This is a genomic window from uncultured Methanobrevibacter sp., from assembly GCF_937898925.1.
Lineage (GTDB): Archaea > Methanobacteriota > Methanobacteria > Methanobacteriales > Methanobacteriaceae > Methanobrevibacter.
Map to the genome: position 1 here is coordinate 1 of NZ_CALDKF010000077.1, position 25096 is coordinate 25096.

The 25096-nt window shown below is 33.3% G+C and carries 23 protein-coding genes and 1 pseudogene; 8 read left to right on the forward strand and 16 right to left on the reverse strand.

The genetic code is table 11. The features are described 5' to 3' along the window. The 3 genes from Q0409_RS06125 to priS form a co-directional block, all read right to left on the reverse strand. Positions 1 to 396, reverse strand: a 396-nt coding sequence (locus Q0409_RS06125) for a hypothetical protein (RefSeq protein WP_298536113.1), incomplete at its 3' end; no start/stop codon positions are given. Between the two features lie 265 nt (positions 397 to 661). Further along, positions 662 to 1063, reverse strand: a complete 402-nt coding sequence (locus Q0409_RS06130; RefSeq protein ID WP_298536115.1) for a hypothetical protein — start codon at positions 1061 to 1063, stop codon at positions 662 to 664. Between the two features lie 181 nt (positions 1064 to 1244). Further along, positions 1245 to 2231: a DNA primase catalytic subunit PriS gene (priS, locus tag Q0409_RS06135; RefSeq protein ID WP_298536117.1), complete on the reverse strand. Its 987-nt coding sequence runs from the start codon at positions 2229 to 2231 to the stop codon at positions 1245 to 1247. A 173-nt stretch (positions 2232 to 2404) separates the two neighbouring features. Between priS and Q0409_RS06140 the strand changes: the two genes are divergently transcribed. Beyond that, entirely contained in the window at positions 2405 to 2896 is a 492-nt protein-coding gene (locus Q0409_RS06140) for a hypothetical protein (RefSeq protein ID WP_298536119.1), read from the forward strand. A 29-nt stretch (positions 2897 to 2925) separates the two neighbouring features. On the opposite strand, the gene priL is transcribed toward Q0409_RS06140, so the two are convergent. Continuing rightward, the gene (gene priL / locus Q0409_RS06145; protein WP_298536121.1) at positions 2926 to 4284 is read right to left on the reverse strand and encodes a DNA primase large subunit PriL; all 1359 of its coding nucleotides are present in this window, start codon (positions 4282 to 4284) and stop codon (positions 2926 to 2928) included. A gap of 272 nt (positions 4285 to 4556) precedes the next feature. On the opposite strand from priL, the gene Q0409_RS06150 reads away from it, so the two are divergent. Next, a complete protein-coding gene (locus Q0409_RS06150; RefSeq protein WP_298536123.1) occupies positions 4557 to 5021 on the forward strand; it encodes a hypothetical protein in 465 nt (154 codons plus the stop codon). 32 nt (positions 5022 to 5053) lie between these two features. Continuing rightward, positions 5054 to 5557: a hypothetical protein gene (locus Q0409_RS06155; protein ID WP_298536125.1), complete on the forward strand. Its 504-nt coding sequence runs from the start codon at positions 5054 to 5056 to the stop codon at positions 5555 to 5557. A gap of 81 nt (positions 5558 to 5638) precedes the next feature. Here the strand turns inward: Q0409_RS06155 and Q0409_RS06160 are convergent, their stop codons facing one another. From Q0409_RS06160 to Q0409_RS06195, 8 genes are all read right to left on the reverse strand, one after another. After that, positions 5639 to 6664, reverse strand: a complete 1026-nt coding sequence (locus Q0409_RS06160) for a multidrug transporter (protein WP_298536127.1) — start codon at positions 6662 to 6664, stop codon at positions 5639 to 5641. A 433-nt stretch (positions 6665 to 7097) separates the two neighbouring features. Beyond that, complete coding sequence (locus Q0409_RS06165) at positions 7098 to 7772, reverse strand: hypothetical protein (protein WP_298536129.1); 675 nt, start codon at positions 7770 to 7772, stop codon at positions 7098 to 7100. 23 nt (positions 7773 to 7795) lie between these two features. Beyond that, a complete protein-coding gene (locus Q0409_RS06170) occupies positions 7796 to 9379 on the reverse strand; it encodes a DUF530 domain-containing protein (protein ID WP_298536130.1) in 1584 nt (527 codons plus the stop codon). Positions 9380 to 9519: 140 nt separating this feature from the next. Then, on the reverse strand, positions 9520 to 11553 hold the full coding sequence (gene metG / locus Q0409_RS06175) for a methionine--tRNA ligase (RefSeq protein WP_298536133.1): 2034 nt from the start codon (positions 11551 to 11553) through the stop codon (positions 9520 to 9522). A gap of 360 nt (positions 11554 to 11913) precedes the next feature. Continuing rightward, complete coding sequence (locus tag Q0409_RS06180) at positions 11914 to 13251, reverse strand: FAD-dependent oxidoreductase (RefSeq protein WP_298536135.1); 1338 nt, start codon at positions 13249 to 13251, stop codon at positions 11914 to 11916. Positions 13252 to 13603: 352 nt separating this feature from the next. Beyond that, entirely contained in the window at positions 13604 to 14272 is a 669-nt protein-coding gene (rpiA, locus tag Q0409_RS06185) for a ribose-5-phosphate isomerase RpiA (RefSeq protein ID WP_298536137.1), read from the reverse strand. 74 nt (positions 14273 to 14346) lie between these two features. Further along, positions 14347 to 14787, reverse strand: a complete 441-nt coding sequence (locus tag Q0409_RS06190) for a UPF0179 family protein (RefSeq protein ID WP_296856841.1) — start codon at positions 14785 to 14787, stop codon at positions 14347 to 14349. Positions 14788 to 14882: 95 nt separating this feature from the next. Next, the gene (locus Q0409_RS06195; RefSeq protein WP_298536139.1) at positions 14883 to 15926 is read right to left on the reverse strand and encodes an NAD(P)-dependent glycerol-1-phosphate dehydrogenase; all 1044 of its coding nucleotides are present in this window, start codon (positions 15924 to 15926) and stop codon (positions 14883 to 14885) included. Between the two features lie 274 nt (positions 15927 to 16200). On the opposite strand from Q0409_RS06195, the gene proS reads away from it, so the two are divergent. From proS to thiD, 3 genes are all read left to right on the forward strand, one after another. Beyond that, the gene (proS, locus tag Q0409_RS06200; RefSeq protein WP_298536141.1) at positions 16201 to 17607 is read left to right on the forward strand and encodes a proline--tRNA ligase; all 1407 of its coding nucleotides are present in this window, start codon (positions 16201 to 16203) and stop codon (positions 17605 to 17607) included. A gap of 57 nt (positions 17608 to 17664) precedes the next feature. Continuing rightward, positions 17665 to 18372, forward strand: a complete 708-nt coding sequence (cofC, locus tag Q0409_RS06205) for a 2-phospho-L-lactate guanylyltransferase (RefSeq protein ID WP_298536143.1) — start codon at positions 17665 to 17667, stop codon at positions 18370 to 18372. Positions 18373 to 18446: 74 nt separating this feature from the next. After that, positions 18447 to 19238, forward strand: coding sequence for a bifunctional hydroxymethylpyrimidine kinase/phosphomethylpyrimidine kinase (gene thiD, locus Q0409_RS06210; RefSeq protein WP_298536145.1), 792 nt, complete (start codon positions 18447 to 18449; stop codon positions 19236 to 19238). A gap of 136 nt (positions 19239 to 19374) precedes the next feature. On the opposite strand, the gene Q0409_RS06215 is transcribed toward thiD, so the two are convergent. The 4 genes from Q0409_RS06215 to Q0409_RS06230 form a co-directional block, all read right to left on the reverse strand. Further along, the gene (locus tag Q0409_RS06215) at positions 19375 to 20127 is read right to left on the reverse strand and encodes an ABC transporter ATP-binding protein (RefSeq protein ID WP_295606652.1); all 753 of its coding nucleotides are present in this window, start codon (positions 20125 to 20127) and stop codon (positions 19375 to 19377) included. Between the two features lie 59 nt (positions 20128 to 20186). Continuing rightward, complete coding sequence (locus tag Q0409_RS06220) at positions 20187 to 20930, reverse strand: ABC transporter permease (protein ID WP_298536147.1); 744 nt, start codon at positions 20928 to 20930, stop codon at positions 20187 to 20189. A 255-nt stretch (positions 20931 to 21185) separates the two neighbouring features. Then, positions 21186 to 22133 carry an ABC transporter substrate-binding protein gene (locus Q0409_RS06225; protein ID WP_298536149.1) on the reverse strand — a complete coding sequence of 316 codons (948 nt, stop codon included), beginning with the start codon at positions 22131 to 22133 and terminating at the stop codon, positions 21186 to 21188. 622 nt (positions 22134 to 22755) lie between these two features. Beyond that, a complete protein-coding gene (locus tag Q0409_RS06230) occupies positions 22756 to 23139 on the reverse strand; it encodes a transposase (protein ID WP_295606642.1) in 384 nt (127 codons plus the stop codon). Between the two features lie 212 nt (positions 23140 to 23351). Here Q0409_RS06230 and Q0409_RS06235 point away from each other — a divergent pair, with 212 nt between their 5' ends. Further along, positions 23352 to 24536, forward strand: coding sequence for a coenzyme F420-0:L-glutamate ligase (locus Q0409_RS06235; RefSeq protein WP_298536151.1), 1185 nt, complete (start codon positions 23352 to 23354; stop codon positions 24534 to 24536). A 257-nt stretch (positions 24537 to 24793) separates the two neighbouring features. After that, positions 24794 to 25096: pseudogene (locus Q0409_RS06240) on the forward strand (hypothetical protein); the annotation flags it as partial.

The window sequence follows — 25096 nt, forward strand, 5'->3', positions numbered from 1 at the left end:
CATGTATTCATCAGGGTTGTAATATGACAGCAACTCACTAATCGTTGCCGGTCCCATTCCCTTGATTTTTTTCAAGAAATTATCCCAACGTTTGATAATATCGTTTGAACCGAAGAGCAATTCAGCCAGTTGTTTTTTTACGTTGTCAAAACCGTTATCAGCAATAATCTTATCGACTACAAATTTTTTATTTCCCCAAATAATCATCGCCCATAAGCGACTGATATATTTGTAGAAATCATCCTCGGTCATAGTCAATAACTTGTCTGGCGAGAATCCCTGATAAAACGCAATTCTCTCTTTGCGTTCTTCCATTGCCTCTTGCAGACTTTCAGGATTTTCAACCTGTCGACATTTAAGATGTTCAATGGCTGCTGTCAGTCTTACTTGATTCATATATTTATCACCAGTAGAATTATATGTATTAAATAACATTATAAATTATGGGAAAATGCTAGAAAAAAGTGAAGAAAAAATAGAAATTAAGAAAAGAAAAACAACATTTTTAAATGTAGGCAGACACGAAGAAATAAGTAAAAATCTCTCTATGCTATTTAGATGTGTAAAAAAATTATTAGATGAAAAATAAAAAAGTTTAGAAATTAAAAATTAAAAAAATTTAAAAAAAAGAAAAAAGAAAGTAAAAAAATTAAAAATTTAATTATCCTACTTTATCGATTTTGATAGGACCATCGTTTTCTGTGTAGTAAAGTACATAGGTTCCAGGTTCCATTCCTTTATACTGACCAGTTTCATTTGCTGTGACAGTGAAAGTTTGCTTTTTCAATACATCTCCTTCATCGATATCGGAACTTGCATTAGTATTGTTTGCATCTACAACAGCAGTTTCATTAGCTGCAAGTTCTGAACCGTTAACTGCATCATCTGTAATGTTGACCGTTAAGTTTTCAGTTAGATTTTCAGTAATGTTTTCAGTTGCATTGTCTGTTAAGTTCAAATCAAGAATGTCATTTTGAGGAACAAAATTCAATGCAACAAAACCAACTACGATTAGAGCAATCAATGCAATAATAAAACCGATTATAAGTTTCTTATTCAACATATTGAACCTCCTTAATGAAATTAATAAATTAAATAAATTAATTCTTAATAATATATTTGTTTAGGATTAATTTAAAAATATCTATTTTTTATTAAAAAAAGTATAATCTTATCAGCAAAAAAATTAAAAAAATATCTATTTTTTATTAAAAAAAGTATAATTTCAATAGAAACTTAAACATCTATTTTTCTGCAATGGATTCATCCTTTCTTTCATAAACGAACTTAGGAACAGCTGACTTGAACGGATCAAATGTTTCAGGATTCTTTACCTCAACGCATTTCATGCTCACTTTAGAGTGAAGTGAACTTGGAAGTCTTAAGATTCTCTTTAAGTCAATGGTTACCTTTGCATCGATTGTTGCAAGGTTTACTCTTGCCATTGCATTCACCATATCCTTATACCTTCTTGGACCAATCGCTTGCTTGAATGAACCCCAATCATCATCATAAAGACAATCCCTATTCTTCACGATGTCCTTCAACAATCTATTGTTGATTCCATCAAGCTTTTCATCTCCCTTCAAGTGAAGAATGTTGTATTTAACTTTTTCAGTGAAAATAGCAGGATAAGCTATTGGAATTGAGAAATGCTCAAAATTATAAGGTTTTCCACTTGGATTTGGATACTGTGATTTTGGAACTTCGGCACCTGCAACATATTTCAAAACCTCTCCTCTCAAGTCACTGTCCGCTTCCATCATTACAGGATCAAGTATCCTTATGTGGAATCCTCTGCCAGAATAAATGAGATGTATGTTCTTAAGGCCTAAATCTCCTTTTAAGGTGTCTAGCATGATGTTTACCCTCTCAAGGGCTTCACCTAAGCAAATCTCACAGACTCCATCGCAACTGCAGGAACGGATAGGCAAATCCTTTGCATCTATGTCAAATATGTATTCTGCCTTTTCCCATCCTCCACGATTTCTTGGATTTGCATAGAATGCTACTGAAATGTATGCTGCAAAAGGGGCTTTTGTTCTTAAAAATCGTTTTAAAGGCCTTGTTCCGAAAAATACCTTATATCTATCGTTAGGGCCATGCCCTAAATGGTCAAAACCGAATTCCCTTTTAGTGATTCCCTCTGCGATAAAGTCAGGGATGTCCTTTTCAGACCATTCCTCCCTGTAGTATCTTCTTCTTTCCTGAATACTTGAAGTGCCAAACATAAAATCACCAAAAGTCAAATTCGAAAAATAAAAATAATTAAATAAAGTTTTTAATGGATTTAAATAAATATTATATATAAGTAAAAATATTTATGATTTAGGTAATACTTAAAACTTATTGTAATTAAAATAGCTTATGAAAAATAGCTAAAAAAGCGAAATGGAGAATAGAAATGCTAAGTGAAGAGGAACTTAGAAGACTTATAGAAAGCTTAAGCATAAGGGAAATCATAGAGCCTGCACTTGATAACTGGACAGCTTATGAATCAACTGGAAAAACAATCATCAACCTAAAGACAGGAAAGGTTCAAGGAATCGGATTGAATATAAACGAATTGCTTGACATGAGCCATGACAATGACCACATTGAACTCTATAAGATTGAATCTGAAGAGGAATTGTATGATGAAGAGGAAATTCTAGATGGTGATGAATACGAAAGGTTCCTTGAATTCAAATTGAAAAAAGAAGAGGAAGAAGAGTATTTCGATGACTATGACCCAGAACTCTTGGATGAGTTCTGCAGGATAGAATCAATTGATAAAAAGGAAAGGCAAATAAAGATTCTCATTGAAGATTACGAGGAATACCATTTCAACAACTATCAAGACTTCGAACATTCAATAATCCTAAGATACTACGATGAGGATGACTATACCTATTAATCATAAACTATTTTAAAATTAAGATAATGCTATTCTTTAGAATCCTCTTTAGAGTTATCAGAAGGCAATTCACCATTTTTGCTCATTATCCACTTTTTCCTCGAATAATAGCTCAATGGATTGTTTATCTTAGCGCAATCCTTATTTTCCTTACAAAGGTGCGGAAGATGCATCTTGATCTTTTCACAGCTCATTGGAGTGTACCATTTGGTCTCCCCCTCATTTTCAAGACTTACTTCCTCATGCATTCCAAATCCTAATTTTGAAATGATGTTTATCTTTTCTTGAGGCTGATCCTCAAATAAAGGAGGTGTACAGTTGTCTGCTGCTTCAAAGATAAGTGGCAATATCTCATTTAATGTAATGTTCAGGTTTGTATCAATGTCTGAAACCTTTACTGTTCTGTCTGAACCGAAAATACCTGGATAGAGCCTTGCATAGGATACGAATGAAGTTAAAAGAAGGACAATCGCATCATTTCTTCCACCAGATGAAACACCATTTACAGTGTTTTCAATGCATGGTGGGAAAGCTTCCCTAATGAGTTTTCCAATTTCCATATTGCCGTAAGCGCCACCGCTTGCATAATAAGTGCTGTATTTAGCTAATGATTCTGTAATTGCCTCATCAAGAATTTCACCTAATTCCACAATTGCAGGGTGCATTTCGACTATAGCCAATTGGTCCTGAATTGACTTTATGTAATCCTCAGTGTTTTGCATCAGCAATTTAGTTAAAATAAGCTCTCTAAGGTTATCTCCAATCAATATGTCGTAAATCCTATCTGGAGACCTGTCAGTGAATTCATCACCAAATGAGAAAACAAACTCTTCCCTATCCAAAACTATTTCACCATTCTGAAGAACAAGGTCTGTCAATGATAATTTCTTAGTGGCAATCAAATCCTTTAGGAAAGACCATTCAATGCCATCCTGAATAAGCAAATCGCTTAAGATCTTATCTACAGCCTCTTTCCTTTCTGATAGCGGAAGCTTGATTAACCTATCCTCAATCATCAGTCCTTGAGATTCCACAAACAGCTTAACCTCACGGGAACCTGGCCTAAACTTATTAGCGATTGCTTGTGCTAATATATGAAAGGCAATGGTATCATATTCAGCAATCATTTCATTGGAAAAGTAGGCATAATCGTTAGGATTGAAATTCTTATTGTTTTTACGTTCAATATACCATTTTATTCTATTTATAGCCAAATCTACGAGAGTTTCAGGAACAACTTCCTGATTGGAAATGGTTTGACGGTTTGTATGGATAACAATATCCATAAGATCATCATTTTGGGAATATATCTCCTCAAGACCGCCTAATCCCCTTACTATATTCCTTCCTTCCTGTGATAGGGGATTCAAATAAGAAACTAAAACCATTCAATTACTCCTAAAGTTCTCATGACCATAAATAGCCGAAAATTTAATGATATTTTTTAAAAAATCAGTTTTTATATATTATACTATAATTCAATACTTTAAATAATTTTTTATAATGAAATTTTTCTAAATGATTAAAATATTGATTTAAACATTCGAAATTATAAAAAAATTGTTAAATTATAATTAAATTGAAAAATAACAATTATACAATTAGATTTACTTGAAATATTAGCAAATATTTAAATAATAATAAAATTAAAAGAGTACCTATGGATTCAAAAGGAATAATCAATATAGAACTTTTATTTTGCACATTGATTGTAATACTGCTTTTAATTATCAATTTGCCTATGATAGAAAATAGCTTGAATTCCAATATTGAAATCCATGAAAACAGCAAAGGAAGGATTTTGGCAAATCATATTGCAAACTCTATAAATGAGGTGAATTCAAATGGATATGGATTTAGAAAGAAGATCAAAATGCCAGAATCCATTGATGGAAACTTTTACAGGATTGTAGTAAATGAAAGGGAAACAATTGTTGAATTCAATAAAAGAGATGGAAAATCAGCTATAAATCCAATAAAACTTGTAGATTCAAGCAATAAGACAATAGAAAGTATGGAATTGTATAATGGAAGAACATATCTGATTGAAAAAACCTTGGTAAATGACAACCATACTGATACAATCAATCAAAGTTCAATACTGATCAGACAAGTGGAAAACTAAAAGAGATTTTTTACCTAATTCGAAGGAATATTATGAAAATTGATAAAAAAGGCCAAATTACTGTAGAATTACTGCTACTCATTAGCTTTGCACTTATTACAGCAATTTTATTAGCAAATTCAATTATTGATGCAAATGAATTGAATGTTGCAATGGCTTCAGCAAGAGAAGGCGCTTTTGAAGGAATTTCATCAAATGGATTGGCAATTTATCCAAAGGAATCCTATGACAACTATTCAAAGGATTTCAAGAAACAGTCATTGCTTAGAGAAAAGTGCATAAAAATAATCAGGATTAACCAATCTATTAAGGGAAAGGACAATTTCAATAGAACAAGAATACAATTGAAGGTTTATGCATCCTCTCCAGATGTAAGAACAAAGGAAGAGAAGGAAGCAGTTGGAGACAGAATAAATTATAATGTTAGAAAAAGCATAACCCAATCATTCAATAGCGAAAACATTACAAATAAACTGTTTAATCCTGCAATTTCAAACAAGTATAGTTTTACTACGGCAAATGTAGTTTGGGTTTGAAAAAAATATTAAAAAAATAGAAAATAGATAAATTTGAAATAAAAAATAGTAAAAAAATTAAAAAAAGATTATTAGGAATTATTATCCTAAATAATATAAATAATCTTTCAAATGGATGAATTGTGCAAATGTTTGATTGTGAGTTACACCAGGCATTAGAATAGCTACAATTATTCCAATTATACCAAATATAATGCCAATACCCCAAATCATCATTACAGCAGTCTTTTCATCAACTGGCTTTCTTAAAACAAACCTAATCAATGACTTGAATCCTTGTTCAGGCCTTACCAATTTTCCATCCTCATTCAATTGAGTAGGCTGATGCTGTTGTCTTTCCATAACTCCTGCACTGTAGAATTTTAGTGCAGCATCAATGATATTAGGAAGAAGTACAATGAAAGCAATCAATTTTACCCTACCGATAAATGCAATGGCTGCAATGGTTGCACCAATGATAAGTGTACCTGTATCTCCAGGGAAAACCTTAGCAGGATACTTATTGTAATACAAGAAAGCGATTAATGTACCTAACATGCTCATGCTTATAATAGCCACATCGTATTTTCCAAGAATGATACAGCTGATTGTAAGTGAAGTCATTGAGATAACTCCAAGACCTGATTCAATACCATTCAATCCTGCAAGCATATTGGTTAAATTGGAACATATTGAAACAGCTATTGGAATCAAGATCATGTACAAAAGACCTACATTTGGAGGTGCAATCCACCATAATGGAATACCTGCCAAAAAGAGCAAGAATAGCTTTTCCTTAGATGAGAGAACAATCAAGTCATCTACCATACCGATTATTCCAACAATCAAGACAACTACAAGAACAATAGCTAACTGGAAGGTCAAAGTAGGGAAAAGTATGATTCCAGCAAATATGCCTATGACAAAACCAAATAGTATACCTATACCACCCATTTCAGCTACAATAGGACGTGAGGATTTATGAATATCCTTTCCTATGATTTCTGCCTTCTCAAGCTTACGGATAAGCCAAGGCATTACCAAACGAGTACTGATAAATGATAATATCCCACATATCAATGCAATTACAACTAAAGGCAATATGGGAATTGAAATTAAACTTGACATTTTTACACCAAATATTATTTAATCATTTTAAAAAGCAAAATTATTTTTTTAAATTAATTGTTTTAAGTAATTAATTTAGTTTATATGATTTATAATAAATAAACTTTTTATAAAATTTAAAAATTTTTTTAATTGTGAAAATTATTGAAAATTTATGATAAATTAGTGAAAATGGTATATTATTATAAGGGTATCTACATACGAGAATATTAAAATAACAAATAAATAATATGAATCAATTATTTTGAAGAAACGATTAATTAAATTAATAGCTAAAAAATTACTATTAAAAATATTAATTATGTTTTAAAAATTATTATGTTGAATTTTTTTGCTAAAATTTGGCATCTAAAAATTAATATTTTTAATTAAAAAATCATGAAAAATTAAAAATTGAAAAATAGCATAGTATAAAAAATTAGAAATAAAAAAATTATTTTTTATTCAAAATATAGTAAATAGATCTTACAGGAATGTTGAGTTCATTAGAAATCTCTTTAGGTTTCAATCCACTTTCCCTCATGGACTTTACCTTTTGCCTACACTCATCATCATACTTTCTTTTATAATGCTTAACATTGATCTTATCAAAATATTTTGATTTTATGTAATTCACATTAGCTATTGGCATCTCAAGTTCAGAAGCAATTTCATCAGAACGTTTTCCCTCATTGAATAGGTCAACTACCTGATTGATTTGAGTCATTGAATACTTTTTCTTGCCCCAATTATATTTTATCTCAATTGAAACCCCTAAATTATCTAAGGCCTTAATATAATCTGGAGAAATCCTATTGTAAATGCTTTGAGGACAAGTGATTCTCTTTAAAGATGGATAAGTGTCCATCAATTGAATGATTTTTTGGGAAGTGAGCTGTGTTGAGATATGAACTTCTACAGCATTGATGTCATAATCGGAATCCAATTCCAAAGGCTTTTCATCAAAGATATCCAACTCTTCCTTTGACTCGATATCAAGATTGTCAAAATCTAGTGTCTCATCGTCGAAGTCTTCGAAATCATCATAATCTTCAAAATCATCAATGTCCTCGAAATCATCATCGAATTCATCATCAAAATCGTCAAACTCATCAAAGTCTTCAACCATAGAAAAATCTCCTTAAGGAAAAGTTAAGATTTGTTCTTAACCAAATCAATAAAGTCTCTGGAACGTTTAGTGTTAGGTTTTCTAATGCTCTTCATATTATTTATTTCACGTTTAATGCTCTTTTCACCTACTTTAAATGCATAGGATACTTCTTTTATGCTGTAATTGGAATTGGTGAATACAATAGCTGGACCTACAGCAGCATAATTCAACTTGATGTTGAGGTTCTTTATTCTTCCTTCAAACTTGAATTTCTTATGCAACAGTAAATCCATATCGGGAACAGACAAGATGTGCTCTTTTTCCTTCTCCCTTAAAAGTTCAACAACTTGAGTGTGTGGATTCTGGAATACCTTACGCTGTTGCCTGTCTATGTCTCCACGAATGTAAGGGAAAGGTGAGCCGTAACGCTTACGCCTATCTTGGGAAGTGCATAAATAGTATTTGGAAATGTCCCACAATATCAATGTAGGGGCAATGTCTGCAAAAATCTTTGTCTTTATCTTTTCCCTTTCCTTTAGGTCTTTCTTTAATCCCCTATCAAGATGACCGAACTTGTCTATCAATCCTAACTCTTCAAGGGTCTTGTTAATCTTATCCTTTCTCCAATCCTCCAAATCGCTTGAATCAATGAATTCAGGCTTTTCAAGATTGACAGAATATATTATCTCATCATAAATCTTAAGGTTGTTCAAATCCTTGATCTTGTCTTCAAAAATAGCTTCTCCATGACGCTCTACAATATCTTCAGCATGCTTTACATAAGCAAGGGCCAAATTGGTGCATGTGTGCTTGTCATTGATGATGGTCGGCTTGGTTCTGTGGAATTCCAATCTTTCAATACGAACTCCCTTACCGAATCTTCTTCTAAGCTCGTCTTCATAGCTGTCTGCAAACTCGCTGTCAAGAGGAACCCTTTTTGTGATTGTTCTGCCGTTTTCCTTATACTTGACAATAGGAGTTACTGTCTTTACAACCCCTCTTCTTTGCTGCTTTAAGATGTTTAGAACCCTTTTGAAGGATTCCCTTCCCCAACTTGAAAGACCTGACATCAAGACCATGTAATTACCGGACAATGGAAGATACGGAATTATTTCAAGTCTGTGAACACCTGAATGGTTAATCTTGAATTCAAAATTAGAGGAACCGCACTTGCAGGCCTTTCCATTATCGAGGAAACTGCTTACACGATAGGACTTCTTGCAGTCCTTGCATCTTATTTTAGCATATTCCTCAAGATTGCCTAATGCGATTCTATGAGCAGAAATAGCATATTTTACCCTATCAAAACTGTTCTTCTTGGCAGATGCCTTGTTTCTGAAGATTTGATTATGGCGACTTATTTCGCCTAATTCCTCAAAATCAACATCCTCACTTACACGGGACCCATAACGATTTAAGGATCTGAATGGAGCAGTGTAACCTCTTTCATCCATGCTTTCCTTCATTTCCTGAAGCTTATCCAAATTTCCTTTAAGAAGTTCATAGATTTCTAAAAATGACTCTAAATCCTTAAAATCATTCTTTAGATTAGTTAAATCTAATCTTTCTTTCTCTATTTGATTTAGAAATTTTTCAGACTCTGTTATCATCAATGATTCATCCATAATATCACCGTGAGGACTTTTATAGGTTTGCCGCCAAGAACCTATAGTTTAATAGGATATTATAAATTAAATTTCGTTTAATAAAAATCTTTGTAATGATTAAATAATTATAATTATCTTAAAAATTGAAAAAAGACAAATTACATAAGTAATTCGCCGATTTCACAATCATCAGGAGTTAAGATAGCTGCACTTTCAGTAGCCATGATCATTCCTTCAGATAATTCACCCATGAGCTTAGCCGGTTTTAAATTGGTTACAACAGGTACTTTTTTGCCTACTAAATCTTCAGGAGCGTATCTTTTACCTAAACCTGCAATTACTTGAATGGTTTTGTCACCGATATCAATTTGAGTTCTTAATAACTTGTTGGATTTTTCAATCTTTTCACATTCTAAAATCTTACCTATCTTAATTTCCACTTTAGCAAATTCGTCAATACTAATTAAATCCATTTTTTCACCTTCATCTTTAGACTCTTTACTTTTCTTATCGTCCTTTTTATCATCTTTAGATTCGTTTTCTTGAGTCTCTAAATTCTTGTATAATTTTTCTTTTTGTGCTTCAATCACTTTATCTTCAATCTTCTTGAATAATGGTTTTGCCTTGTTGATTTCATGGCCGGTTTCCAAGAAGACCTTTGCATCATCCCAAGTGTTTTCAGTTGGAATGTTTATTATATTGCAGATTGCATCTGCCTTGTTTGGAATGTAAGGCTTTAAGAGAACAGCCATTGCCTTACATAATTGATTGGATAAGTATAAGCAGTTTGAAGCCTTTTCCATATCTTCTTTTACAGCTTTCCATGGCTCTTGGTCATTGAAGTACTTGTTACCTTTTTTGGCAGTCAATATGATTTCAACCAAACCTTCCCTGAATTTCATGTCAGCAATCAAATCCCCTACCTTATCAGGCAATTCCTTGATTGCTTGCTCAAATTCCAAGTCAGCTTCACTTGGGTTTTTATATTCTGGCACTTTTCCATCAAAGAACTTCTTGGTGAAAGTGAATGTTCTGTGGAGGAAGTTACCGATTACATCTGCCAATTCATCGTTTACCCTTCTTTGGAACTCATCCCAAGAGAAGTCAGTGTCCTTATTCAATGGAGCATTGATTGTAAGGTAGTATCTTAATAAATCTGAATCGAAGTCCTTTACGAAGTCTGCCACCCAAACAACCCAGTTCTTACTGGTGGACATCTTTCTGCCTTCAAGTGAAAGGAACTCTCCTGCAAAGATGTCATCAGGCAATTTGCAGTCACGTCCAAGCAACATTGCAGGCCAGAACAATGAGTGGTGGTAAATGATATCCTTACCGATGAAATGAACAACGTGACCATTCCAATAGTCTTCCCATGGAATGCCAGTTCTTCTGGACCAAGCTGCAGCAGAGGACATGTAACCGATGAATGCTTCTCCCCATACGTAAATAACCTTACCTTCTGCACCTTCTAAAGGTACTGGAATACCCCATTTCATGTCACGGGTCATGATCCAGTCCTGAAGACCTTCCTTCAACCAGTTTTGTGCATAGTTCCTTACGTTTGGAGGTAAGTATGGGTTTGTGCTTATGTATTCTTCAAGAGGCTTTTGGAAATGACTTAATTTAAAGAAGTACTGTGTACTGTCACGAATGACTGGAGTGTTTCCGCAAGTCAAGCATTTAGGTTCAACGAGTTCAATAGGGTCCAATGCTCTACCACAAACTTCACAGTGGTCTCCTCTTGCTTCTGCACCGCATACTGGACAGATTCCTTCAACATATCTGTCTGGCAAGAACTTTTCACAGTTTTCACAGTAAAGCTGTTGGATGGTTTCCTCATAGATCAAGCCCTTATTATAGAGGTACTTGAAGAAGTTCTGTGAGATTTGATAGTGAATCTCATCAGTTGTCCTTGCAAAGTTATCAAAGGAAATGTCACAGCTATTAATGTCTTCTACAATCATGTCATGGTAACGTTTTGCAACCTCAATAGGTTCCTTGCCTTCAGCATCTGCCTTTACAGCAATTGGAGTACCATGCTCGTCAGTTGCACAAACCATCAATACATCATTTCCAGCCATACGGTTGTATCTTGCATAGATGTCAGCTGGAATGTAAGTGGATCTCAAATGCCCTAAATGACATGGACCATTTGCATATGGAAGTGCACATGAAATAAATATTTTAGTCAATTAAATCCTCTCCAATAATCCGATAGTATTTTTAGTTATTTTAATTAATTTTTAAATGCTTTATAAAATTGAAAATTAAATCTTAAATGATAATAATAAAAATTGATTATAATAAAAGATTTATCATTATATTATATATTTACAGTTATATAAATAAGTAGTGATTTTTAAGAAAAATAGTGCAAAAATAAAAATTAAAATTTGCAAATATAGTTAAAAAAATATTATTTTTTTAAGAGAAAAATAGCTGATTGAACTAAATTAAAAAGAGAAAAAATGAATTAGAATTTAAATGTAAAAATAAAAATTAAACATTGCAAAAAGAATAAAAAAAGAAAATAAAATAAATAAAAAGTTTATTTAATTATCAAACTTCTTACTTACTTCCTCTACAGCCATTACCAATGGGTCAATAACCATAGACACTGGAGGTGCATAAGCAAACTCCATATTGCTTAATTCAAAGCATGTAAGCTCTTGAGTGATAGCTAAAGTCATTGTATCAATTCTTTCAGCCACCCTTTCCTCTGCAATGATTTGGCATCCAATGATTGTACCATCTGCATCACAGATTACCTTAACGTTCATTGGCTTAGCATTTGGATAGTATCTTGCCCTTGTCAATGCTTCAACCTTTGCTACAACTGCCTTGATGCTGTTCTGTTGAGCAAAGCTTCTTGTAAGGCCTACTGCACCGAATTCCAATTTACCCACTTTGGAAACCATTGAATTCAAGACAGGATTGAATCTTGAACGTTTTCCTGCAAGGGTTTGAGCCAATGTCTTCGCTTGCCTTACAGCAGTTGTACCTAATTGGGAAACTGTGTTTGATCTAAGTATTGCACTGTAGGACTCTACACAATCACCAACTGCATAAACATCAGGCACACTTGTTGCCATTCTGTCATTTACAAGCACAGCCCATCTTCCACAGTCACATCCAGCCATTTTAGGCAATGTAAGCTCTGCCCTTACACCAGTAGCCAAGATGACCATATCTGCATTCGCTTCAGTTCCATCTTCAAAGACTGCGGTCTTCACTCTGCCATCTTCACCTTTAAGCTCAGTGATAGGTTGGCCGAGCACAACATCAATGCCTTCACTAATCAAGTAGTCTGTAATTATTTTAGCCATATCCGGGTCTAAGGAACGTGGAACGATTTGAGGCAACATTTCACATAATGTTACCTTCAATCCCATTTTCTTGAATGCATATGCTATTTCAATACCGATTAATCCTGCACCTGTAACCAAAGCGCTTTCACAGTTTCCAGCCCATTCCTTGACTCTTTTACCGTCATCCAAGGTCCTTATCTTGAATACACCATCTAAATCAACCCCTTTCATAGGAGGTACAAATGGACTTCCACCAGTAGCCAATACCAATTTGTCATAGCTCATGGTATTCTCTTTCCCATCCTTTAGATAGGTTACTGTTTTTTTAGCGCTATCAACAGCAGTGACTTCAGTCTCAAGCATGACATCAATGTTCTTTGCCTTGTAATCATCAACAGATCTCATTACGATATCATCAAATGAATGGATTCTATCTGACAATACGTAAGGGATAGCACAAGGGGAATAAGAGACATGATTATCTCTTGTAAGTACAATAATTTCAACTTCCTTATCTAATCTTCTAAGGTTTGAAGCTGTGGATATTCCTCCAGCTCCACCACCAACGATAACAACTTTCATTTGCTCAAATCCTAAATAAATACATTATTCTTTATAGTTAGTTGAATTTTGAATTATAAACATTCTAATAAATTAATAAGAAGAGATTAATCAATTTTAAACATAATGAATAAATTTGAAAAATTATTGAATAAAAATTAATTTAAAAGAGAATTAATTAATATTAGAATTATATTAAATTTTCTCAATTCTATTATATATACTATTCTTTAAGTAAGTGAATGATTTAAAAAAATAGTTAAAAATTGATGAAAAGAAAAATGAAAAACTAATTAAAAATAAAATAAATTAAAATAAAAATAAATTAAAAAAAATAAGAAAAAAATAAGAAAAAAATAAAAATACCATAAAACTATAAGTATTTTACACCATCTTTAGAACCGATAATGACCTTATCAACCATTTCAGTGAACAATCCATTCTCTACAACACCTGGAATGGTATTCAACTCTTTTTCCATAGGTATAGGATTGTCTATTTGACCAAATGCAACATCCAAGATGAAGTTTCCATTATCAGTTATTACAGGCCCATCTTTAGCTTGACCCATTCTTATGTCCACTTTACCACCCATATCCTCCAATGCCTTTGTTACAGGATTTAAGGACTCTGGAATGATTTCAATAGGAAGGGGGAAAGCGCCTAAGACATCTACAAGCTTGGATTCATCTGCAATGATAACAAGCTCATCTGCAGAATAATCAACAATCTTTTCCAAAGTGTGTGCTGCTCCTCCACCCTTGATTAAATTGAAGTCTGGATCGATTTCATCAGCACCATCAACAGCCAAATCGATTTCATGTTCACTAAGGTCTGTAAGTGGAATGTTCCATTGGCGAGCAAGCAATCTTGATTGGAAAGAAGTTGGAATTCCAATGACTTCAATTCCTTCATCCCTTACTCTCATACCTACCTTTTCAATAAAGTAAAGGGTGGTTGAACCTGTACCAAGACCTAAAACCTGACCGTCTTTTACCAAATCAGCTGCAGCATAACCGCAATCCTTTTTCATTTGACTCATAATTAACACCAAATAATAATCATTAATAATATAAACTAATTATCGTAAATTGAAACTATGCATAATAAATTAAATTATTTATCTTGAATTTTAACAATGCATTTAACCAATGCGTTTCCTTTAGGACAGTCCTTGAACTTACCTAAATCCTTTACATAAACTCCCTTCTCCTCTTTGGAGATTCCATCTGGGAAACACATATGCCTGAAATCACAGTCCTTGTTTGAACATCCTTGACGTTTGAAGTCAAAGCTTGATCCTTCAAAGACCCCTTTTGAATCAGTTAGGATAGTGAATTCCGCATTCTCAACAGCAACCACTTGAACCTTATCGTTCTCATGGATAGGGCATTTCTGTTCAACATCCCTAACTTCTGTAATTGTATACCTATGACCTTTCTTTAGGGAGTCTACACATGATGCCTTGAACCTGCAGTCCGAACATTCCTCTGCGGGCTCATAAAATACAAAGCTCACTCCTTCCCTTGCCAATTCCTTACCAATCAATGTAATCATATAATCATTCCTTTATAAATTTTAAACTTATTGAACACACTAAAAACTTAAAAGGAAACATGAATCTTAAACAGATTCAAGAATAATAATCAAAGCTAAATGACTTCAGTCTTCTTAGCCAATTTAATAGCTGCATCTCTTGTCAGCCCATTATCGCCTAAAATGGTGTATCTTTCTGGTCTTATTGTATGGGCAATTGTCAATGCTTCAATGATTTCATCATCATCTACACCCAATTCAGCTGCAGTTGTTGGAGCGCCTATTGTCTTTAATATATTTTGAATGGATCTCCAATCTCCACCATGCAAATGCATCATCATAATTGTTCCTACACCACATTGCTCACCATGCAATGCATGCTTTTTGGCAACTCTATCCAAAGCATGGCTGAATAAGTGTTCTGAACCGCTTGCAGGTCTTGATGAACCTGCAATGCTTATTGCCATACCACTGCTGAACAATGACTTAACAACAATTCTTGCACTTTCCTCAAGCCCTTCCTTAATACTGTCGGAAGACTTTATGATAAGCTTTGCAGTCATTTCAGACAATGCAGCAGCAGACTCGCTGTATGGCTCATTTCTTAATCTGTATGCCAATTTCCAATCCTTTATTGCAGTGTAATTGGAGACAATATCTGCACAACCGGAAGCAATTAATCTAAAAGGAGAATCGTTAATGATGCCTGTATCAGCTACAACAGCCATAGGAGAATTAGCGCTTTTGGAAACTGAACCCATATCATTTTTTATTGAAGCCATTGGTGATGCTATACCATCGTGGGAAGCGGTTGTTGGAACAGAAATGAAATAGTTATGTGCATTTGTGGAAGCAAGCTTTGCTACATCAATGATCTTTCCTCCACCTACACCTAAGACTACAGAAGCGTTAGCTATTCTTTCTTGCACCATCTCAACAGACTCCATTGAAGCATCCTTTACCTTTACAACTTCAACTCCAAAGTCAGACTTTTCCAAAGCTTCTACTGTACGCTTACCTGCCACATCAAATGTATGAAAACCTGATACGACAAGAGCTTCATCAAACAAGCGTAAATTCTTGCATATTTCACCTATGTCATCAAGGACATTAGGTCCAATATGCACTTCTCTTGGCATTTGAATTGTTTTAGAATCCATATTATCTCCTTAAAAATCAATTTTCCATTGAATAATTTTTTAGAATCTATAATATTCTTAAATTTTTAGCATGTTATTTAATATTATTTTAATATATGTTTTCAATAAATTAAATAAGTTTTGCTTTAAAAGTCTTCTACTAAAAAACTATATAATAAATTAAAAACATAATAATACTATTATAAAATAAATCAATGATAAAAAAGTAATATAAAAATTTTATTAATGATTTAACAATTTAAAACTTATTATTTTATAAAAATTAGGTGATAATGTGGAAAATTTTAGTGAATGGTTCCATGACATTTTAGAAAATGCAGATATAACCGATTCAAGATATCCTATTAAGGGAATGGCTGTATGGCGTCCTTATGGATTTCAAATCAGAAGAGCAACTTTAAACATATTTAGAGACTTGATGGACAAAGAGCATGATGAAACCCTATTTCCTTTACTCATTCCAGAAGCGGAACTTGCAAAAGAGGGAATTCATGTAAAGGGATTTGAAGATGAGGTATATTGGGTTACTCATGGTGGTCAGACAGAATTAAATGAAAAGCTTGCAATCAGACCAACCAGTGAAACCGCAATGTACCCTATGTTTGCATTATGGGTAAGATCACACATTGACCTTCCTATCAAGCAATACCAAGTTGTAAACACCTTCAGATATGAGACCAAACATACAAGACCTCTTATTAGAGTAAGAGAAATCACTACCTTTGCAGAAGCTCACACAGTTCATTCAAGCGCTGAAGAGGCTGCAGAACAGGTTGAAACAGGTATCGAACTCTACAAGAAATTCTTTGACGGACTTGGAATCGCTTATCTCATCAGCAAAAGACCTGTATGGGACAAGTTCCCAGGTGCAGAATACACCATGGCATTCGATACAATCATGCCGGATGGAAAGACATTGCAGATTGGTACTGTTCACAACTTAGGCCAAACCTTTGCACATACCTTTGAAATCACCTTCGAGAACAAGGAAGGAAACCATGAATATGCTTATCAAACCTGTTACGGTATCTCTGACAGAGTGATTGCAGCAGCAATTGCAGCTCATGGAGATGAGAAAGGTCTTCAATTGCCTCCTGAAATCTCTCCAAAGCAAATCACTATCATTCCAATCATCTTCAAGGATGGTGGAGAGGAAGTGATGGCTAAATGTAATGAAATCAAGGATGCATTGGAAGCTAAAGGAATAAGAGTCCAAATGGATACAAGAGACATCAGACCTGGTAAAAAGTTCTTTGATTGGGAACTCAAAGGAACTCCTCTCAGATTCGAATTAGGACCAAGAGACTTAAACAACAATGTAGCAATCCTTGGAAGAAGAGACACTGGTGAAAAGATTGAAGTAAGCTTAGACGACGACATTGCTGAAAAGGTATCAGACTTATTAGTTGAAGTTGAAGAAAGCATGAAAGCTAATTCCTGGGCTAAACAGGAAGAGAAAATAGTAACCTTAGACAGTCTTGACAATGTTTCTGACATTGTTGATGAAGGAAAGGTCGTTAAGTTCTACTGGTGCGGAGACGAGGAATGTGGAAAGGCGATTGAAGAGGAAACCGGCGTGGATATCCTTGGTATAAATGAAGAGGGCATTGAAACCGATAAGGTCTGTCCACATTGTGGAAACCCAGCTAAACATTTAGCTTTAATGGCTAAAACTTACTAGTTTAAAAATATTTAAAATAAATTTAAATCAAGACATTAGAATCATAGAGGAATGGAAATGGATAAGATTTATGCAATAATTCCAGTGAACCAATTTGCAAATGCTAAAACAAGATTATCTCCTTTTTTATCACCTGAAGAGAGAAAAAATCTTTTAAAGGCAATGCTAAAGGACATTGCAATCACATTAAAGCCTATTGTAGATGATATCATAATAATAAGTAAGGATGAAGAGGTTTTGGCATATGCAGAGGAATTGGAACTTACTGCACTTGTTGAAGAGGACCACAAGTCATCTAAAGCTTCAAAAAATGGTGATGAAGGCCCTTTAAACAAAGCTTTAAAGCAAGCTATGAAATGGTCCAGAAAGAAAACAAGAAAAGTCATTATCTTGCCATCTGACATTCCATTGATTGGAAAGACCAATATCAAGCTTCTAATTGACCAAGCAAAAAACCTTGATTTCATCATTGTTCCTTCAAAAGGTGGAGGAACCAATGCTTTAATCATCAAGCCATTGTCCATTGACATGAAATTCGGCGGATTCAGTTTCAAAAAGCATATTGAAGAGGCTGAAAAGAAGAAATTGGTCCCATTGGTTCATGACTCATTCTATATGGCACTTGATGTAAACACCACTGAAGACCTTGGTGAAATCATGCTTCATGGAAATGGAACAGAAACCAAGAAATACTTGGAATCACTTGGTATCAAGGTTGAATCATTCCGTGGCCATGAAAGGCTTAAGGTCACTAGAGATGAATAATTTTTAACTATTTGCCTTCTTATTTTTAATTTTTAATTTTTTTAGAATTTTATAAAAAACATTTGCGTGATATTATGATAGGACTAACAATTGCAGGATTCGATCCTTCAGGAGGAGCAGGAATAAGCACTGACATCAAGACCATGGCAGCTCATGGTGTTCATGCATGTGCAGCAGTCACTGCACTCACTGCACAAAACCCTAAAAAAGTGTTTTCTGTTGAACCTGTTAGCACTACATATATCTCTGAGCAGATAGATTCTATTTTTGATGAGTACACTATCAAATACTCAAAGACAGGCCTCTTATACTCAAAAGAAATCATCCAACTTGTAAGTAAAAAGGTCGATGAATACAATTTAAGCATAGTTGTTGATCCAGTGATGGTAGCTAGTGCAGGAGATGCACTTGCAAAGATGGAAATAGCTGATGCTTTAAAGAAATATCTCCTTGAAAAAACACTTCTTGTAACTCCTAATGTATCTGAAGCAGAAAAACTTTCAGGAATGAAAATTGAAAGTGTTGAAGATGCAAAGGAAGCAGCATATAAGATTGGGGAATACTGCAATGTAATGATTACTGGTGGACACCTTAATGGAACAAACATCATTTACAATAAGGAAAAAGATGAATTAAGCACTTTACATCAGGATCTAATCAAATCTGACAATTTGCATGGAACAGGATGCAGCCTATCTGCTGCAATTTGTGCAAATCTTGTTTTATTAAACAATAATGATAAAAATAGTAAAGATGAGGATAATTTAAAAATAGCTATAAAAAAATCCACCAAATTCATTTACGAATCCGTTAAAAACGGCAGATACGGTACTTTAAATCCTAATTTTAATTCTAAATTATTATAAAATAAAAATAGTGCTCTCTTTTTAAGATAAAAAAATAAAAAATAGCTAACTCTTTTTTAAAGAATTAAAAAATAAAAAAAGAATTATCACTATAAAAAGTGATAAATTTTTGTAACAAATTTAAAACTCGTTATTTCTACGGTTCCCAGACTCCTAAAAGCTTTTCAACTTCATCTTGGAAATCCAAGAACTCTCTTGATTCTCTTTGACGAGGTCTTTCAAGAGGAACCTCTACCACGTCTTTTATTCTACCTGGCCTTTTATCCATGATCACAATCTTGTCTGCCAAATAGACCGCTTCATCAACATCGTGAGTGACGAAAAGAATAGTGGTTTCGAATCTTTTCCAAACTCCAATCAATTGTTCCTGCAAGGTATGCCTATTCAACATATCAACTGCTGAAAACGGCTCATCCATAAGCAAGACAGGAGTGTGGTTCAATAAGGAACGAATAATAGCTACCCTTTGCTTCATACCACCTGAAAGCTCATGAGGATAACTGTATTTAAAGTCAGCTAATCCAACTCTTTCAAGATATCTTTCAGCAGCAGCAAGATTTTCCTCTTTACTATGCTCTCCGGATAAATTTAAACCAAACATTACATTATCTAAAACATTTAACCAAGGGAATAAAGAATATTGTTGGAAAATGAACCCCCTTTCCTTAGAAGGACCTTCTACAAGTTCTCCTCTATCGTAAATCTCACCTTCATCAGGTTTTTCCAAACCTGCAACCATTCTTAGAAGGGTTGTTTTCCCACAACCGGAAGGCCCTAAAAGACAGATGAGCTCTCCATCATCAACATGCAAATTGACATCTTTTAAAGCCATGAAATCTTTATCTTTAGTAATAAATGATTTAGAAACATTTTTTATATCAATTGCCAATATAAACACCTTTTATTAATATACTGAAACTGGTAATTATTCTCTCTTCTTTACTTTAATTACCAGAATATTCTATCTTGTGCTTTTCTAAATCCATAATCAAATAAAATACCGATTAAACCAATAATTATCATACCAACTACAACAGTTCCTGGCTGGAACAATTGACTTGCAGTCAAGATCATGTATCCTAATCCTCTGCTTGAAGCAATCATCTCAGCGGATACGGTACACATCAATGCGATACTTACTCCTACCTTAAGCCCTGATACAATGTAAGGCAATGCAGAAGGAAGCACGATTTTAGTCAAGATATTCCAATTGTTAGCACCTAAAGTCTGAGCAGCTTCAATCAATACCTTATCGGTTCTCTTTACACCGTCAATGGTATATACAAGTACAGAGAATACACAACCGATAAAGATTACGAATACTGCGGAAGATAAACCTATACCAAACCATAAAATGGAAAATGGAATCCAAGAGATAGGTGGAATAGGCCTTAAGATACTAATGATCAAGGAACTTAATCTATCTAAAGTTTCATACCATCCAAGAATTATTCCTAAAGGAATTGCAACTGCTGATGCAAGGATAATACCTGAAAATACTTTTACAAGAGTGCTTGAGGTATGCATGAACAGTTTTCCATTGCTTATTAAAGTCCAAGCCGCAGTGAATACGTTTAAAGGACTTGGTAAAATATAGTATGGAATCAAATGCAAACCATCAGTAAGCAAATACCAAATAATGAGAAGTATTGCCGGTAAGATAAATGGTAATAATTCTTTCTTAATATCCATTAAATCACTATCTTAAATTGTTTTAATATAATTTATTAACTAACAATTAATATCACCGATTAGAAATCGAAAATCAAAAATAATTAATTAATGAATTATATCATTCATATATTAATAATTAACTTTCTTTAATATATATAATTTAGCATTTAAAAAAAGTCAATTGTAAATGAGAAGGAAAAATTAAAAATAATAAAAATATTGAAAAAAAATAGAAAAAATAAGAATTGCTCAAATAGAGCAAGTCTTATAAATTTATAAATCTGCGAAGATTTGATCTTGAGTTAAAGGTTTTTGTAAAAGACCTAATTTAACTTCAAGGTTCATGAAGTCCATTACATTTTCTTTGTAACTGCTATCTAAACCGGAAATGAAAGTAGTGTCTTTGATTACACCTGCTTGCAATTCTTGGTCAGGCACAATGTCTTCAGGTAAGCATGCAGCTGCTTCTGCAGGGTTTTCGTTAGTGAATGCAGTTGCATTTTCATGAGCAGCTAAGACTTTTTTCAATTCTTCAGGATGATTGTTGATGAAGTCTTCTCTTGCTACAACACAACAACATGGGTGACCAGGAATGATTTCTCCACTGGTTTCAACTAATTTACCGTCACCGTTTTTAACAGCAATGGAAGCATATGGTTCCCAAATGATCATTGCGTCAACTTGACCAGCTTTTAAAGCGTCAGTCATTTGAGCAGCTTTCATGGTAGTGAATTCAACATCACTGGTAGATACGCCTGCATCAGTTAAAGCAGAGGTTAAAAGCATGTTTTGAATGGTTGCTTCACCAGGGGTTGCTACAGTTTTGCCTTTTAAGTCAGCAATAGTGTTGATTCCACTGTTTTTATTAGCAACGATGGAACTTCCTTCAACTTGAGCACCGGAAACAACTTTTACTGGAACTCCTTGAGAAATGGAAGACATTACAGGAGTGATACCTGCATAACCAATATCGATATCTCCACTTGCCATAGCAGTCATTAAGTCTCCACCATTGTTAAATTGGGTTAATTCAACAGTAAGACCTTGATCTTCAAACATTTTCTTTTCTTGTGCAACAAAAAGTGCGGTGTCGTGATCGGATGGTAAGTGACCGATTCTTACAACATTGTCACCAGAGCCACCGCTGGTTGCAAAGTAAGCACCTACAGCTACAAGAGCTATAATTACAACAGCAATAATTGCTAAAATTTTTTTATCCATAAAAATCACTTTAATTTTTAAAATTAAACAAAATGGTTCTTATATACTCTCATTTTGAGATTTCAATTCATATAAAAACTTTTAAAATAATAAGTTGTTTTTTTATAAATCATTTTAATAATTTAGAAAAAACTAATAAATTAAAATAAAGGTTTAATTTGAAATTAAAAAGGTATTTATCAATTAGCTTTTATGGATTAATAAAATATAATTTAAAAACTTATTACTTATATTAAAGATTGATAAACAAAGTATATAATGTTTTTCATTAAATAAAGGCATGATAGATTAATAGTGCAAAAAATAACTACAATGATAATAAATATATATTATTTAAACAGTTAAAAACGTGTTAAATTAAAAAAATAGGGCTAAAAATAAATTATTTCAAGAGATAATTGAAAAACATCAAAATATGAACCATTTTAAAAGATTTAACTAGGTTAATGGAGAAATATATAACAATTGTTAAATACCGATATGCTAACATATTTGTACTATAAAAGTTACAAAAATAAAAAAATATGTACCAATATGCTAACATTGATATTTTTTGGCTCTTCAAAAATTAATACAAATTGATAAAAAAAACAATATGAATTTTTAAGAAAAAATTTTTGAATCATTCCTCTATATCAAAGAATTCTGGATTGCTCAATAACTTATCCCTAAACAATTTGGATATCCTTGAAATGCATTGCCTGCTGTAATCCAACTCTTCAGACAATTGAGTGGTTGTTTTCTTATCTAAATTAAATAGGATATATAACATCACATTTAGAGGTATTTTGCTCTTATGGAAGATTGTTCCTGAAAAGTCATTGAAGTTAGCGCCACAATCCTTGCACACATATCTTCTGGTCCTTCCTTGGTTTCCCCTACTGTTAACGTTATATGATTTGCATTTAGGACAATAGACTCCATTAACCCAACGGACACTCCTAAAGAATGCCATAGCTACCTGATCATCAGGAATTTCTACATTCGGATTAATAATATCTTTCATGATAAAGACTATTATTATTAAAATATATATAATTTTTGTCATGTTTGTAATAGTTGAATAATTAAAAAAATAGGATAAAAAAATTAATAAAAAACATCCAAAAATATTCAATGAAAATGAAATAAACTAAACATATAAATACAATTAAAAAAATAAAATAAATAGGTTGTTGGATTTATTCAACAAATTTATGTTTATTAGGAGTAATAAAAATGAGATGTGTTGGTACTGTTGTACGTGGAATAAGAACACCTATTATTAAAGAAAACGATGATTTAGCTACCATAGTTGTAGATTCATTGATGGCAGCAAAGGAAAGTGAAGGATTCGAATTCAGAGACAAGGATATCGTTGCAATTACCGAAGCAGTTGTAGGTATTTCAGAAGGAAACTACGTAACTGTAGATGATGTTGCAGAAGACTTACAAAACAAGTTCCCATCTAAAAACATTGGAGTGACAAACCCTATCTTAAGTAGAAACAGATTCTCCATTATCTTAAAAGGTATTGCAAGAGCAATGGACAAGATCACTCTTTTAACCTCTTTCCCTTCAGATGAAGTAGGAAACGGTATTTTAGATGAAGAAGTTTTAGACAAAAGCGAATACAATTTAGGAAGCGTCATCACTGAAGATGAATATAAAGAAACTTTCGGTTCATGGAAACACCCATTCACCGGAATCAACATGATTGACTTTTACAGAGAATTGATTGAAAGCGAAGACTGTGAAGTTGAATTTGTATTCTCAAATGATGTAAAAACAATCCTTGACTATAACACTGATGTCTTAACATGTGATATCCATACCAGAGAAAAAACCACAAAATTGCTTAAGGAAGAAGGAGCTCATGTATTCGGACTCCACGAAGTATTAACTGAACCTATCGGAGATTCCGGCTGCAACCCTGATTTCGGATTACTCGGTTCCAACAAGGCAACTGAAGAAAGATTAAAATTATTCCCAAAAACAGGAGACACTCTCGTTAGAGAAGTACAAAAAAGATTGATTGACCTTACCGGCAAACAAATTGAAGTTATGGTTTACGGTGACGGTGCATTCAAAGACCCTGTCGGAAAGATTTGGGAATTAGCTGATCCTGTTGTTTCACCAGCACATACCGACGGATTGGTAGGATATCCTAATGAAATCAAATTGAAATACGTTTCTGACAATAAATTCGCTGACTTGAAAGGAGACGAATTGAAAGAAGCAATCAAAGAAGAAATCAGACAAAAAGATGAAGACTTAACCGGACAAATGATTACCGAAGGAACCACCCCAAGAGTATTGACTGACTTAATCGGTTCATTATGTGACTTAACCAGTGGTTCTGGAGATAAAGGAACTCCAGTTATATTCATCCAAGGATACTTCGATAATTTAGCAAACGACTAAATATCGAACCTTTTTTCTTTTTTCTTTTAAATTTACTTTTTAATTTCAACTATCTTAACCCTTCTACTATTCGTACTATTTTTTAAAATTTAAAACTTTTAAGATTTAAACACTAATTCTTTAAAAACTTATTAATCAGATTAATAATAAATAATATTAAATAATGAACAAAAATTTATTTACTGATTAATTTTTTAATCTTTTTCTTAATTAAAATTAAAATAAAAACTACTGCAAAACAACAAAAGGTTTTTAATATGAATTGCCAAAGGCTATACGAAAATGAAGATTTGGAAAACAAGATATATGACATTGTTTTAGAAAACAATGATTATGCTGATGCTTTAAGAAACAATAATCATTATGATTTTCATTATTTCCTTTCTCCATTCAGACACGACTTATTCATATGGTATCCATTTAAAAAGGAAGGAAGCCTATTGGAAATAGGTGCCGGTTATGGCCAATTAACCTCATTATTCACACAAAAAGTCAATCGTGTCGTTGCAATTGAGGATAGGCAGTCAAAATGCAATATCATCTCAAAAAGAGCTGAAGAT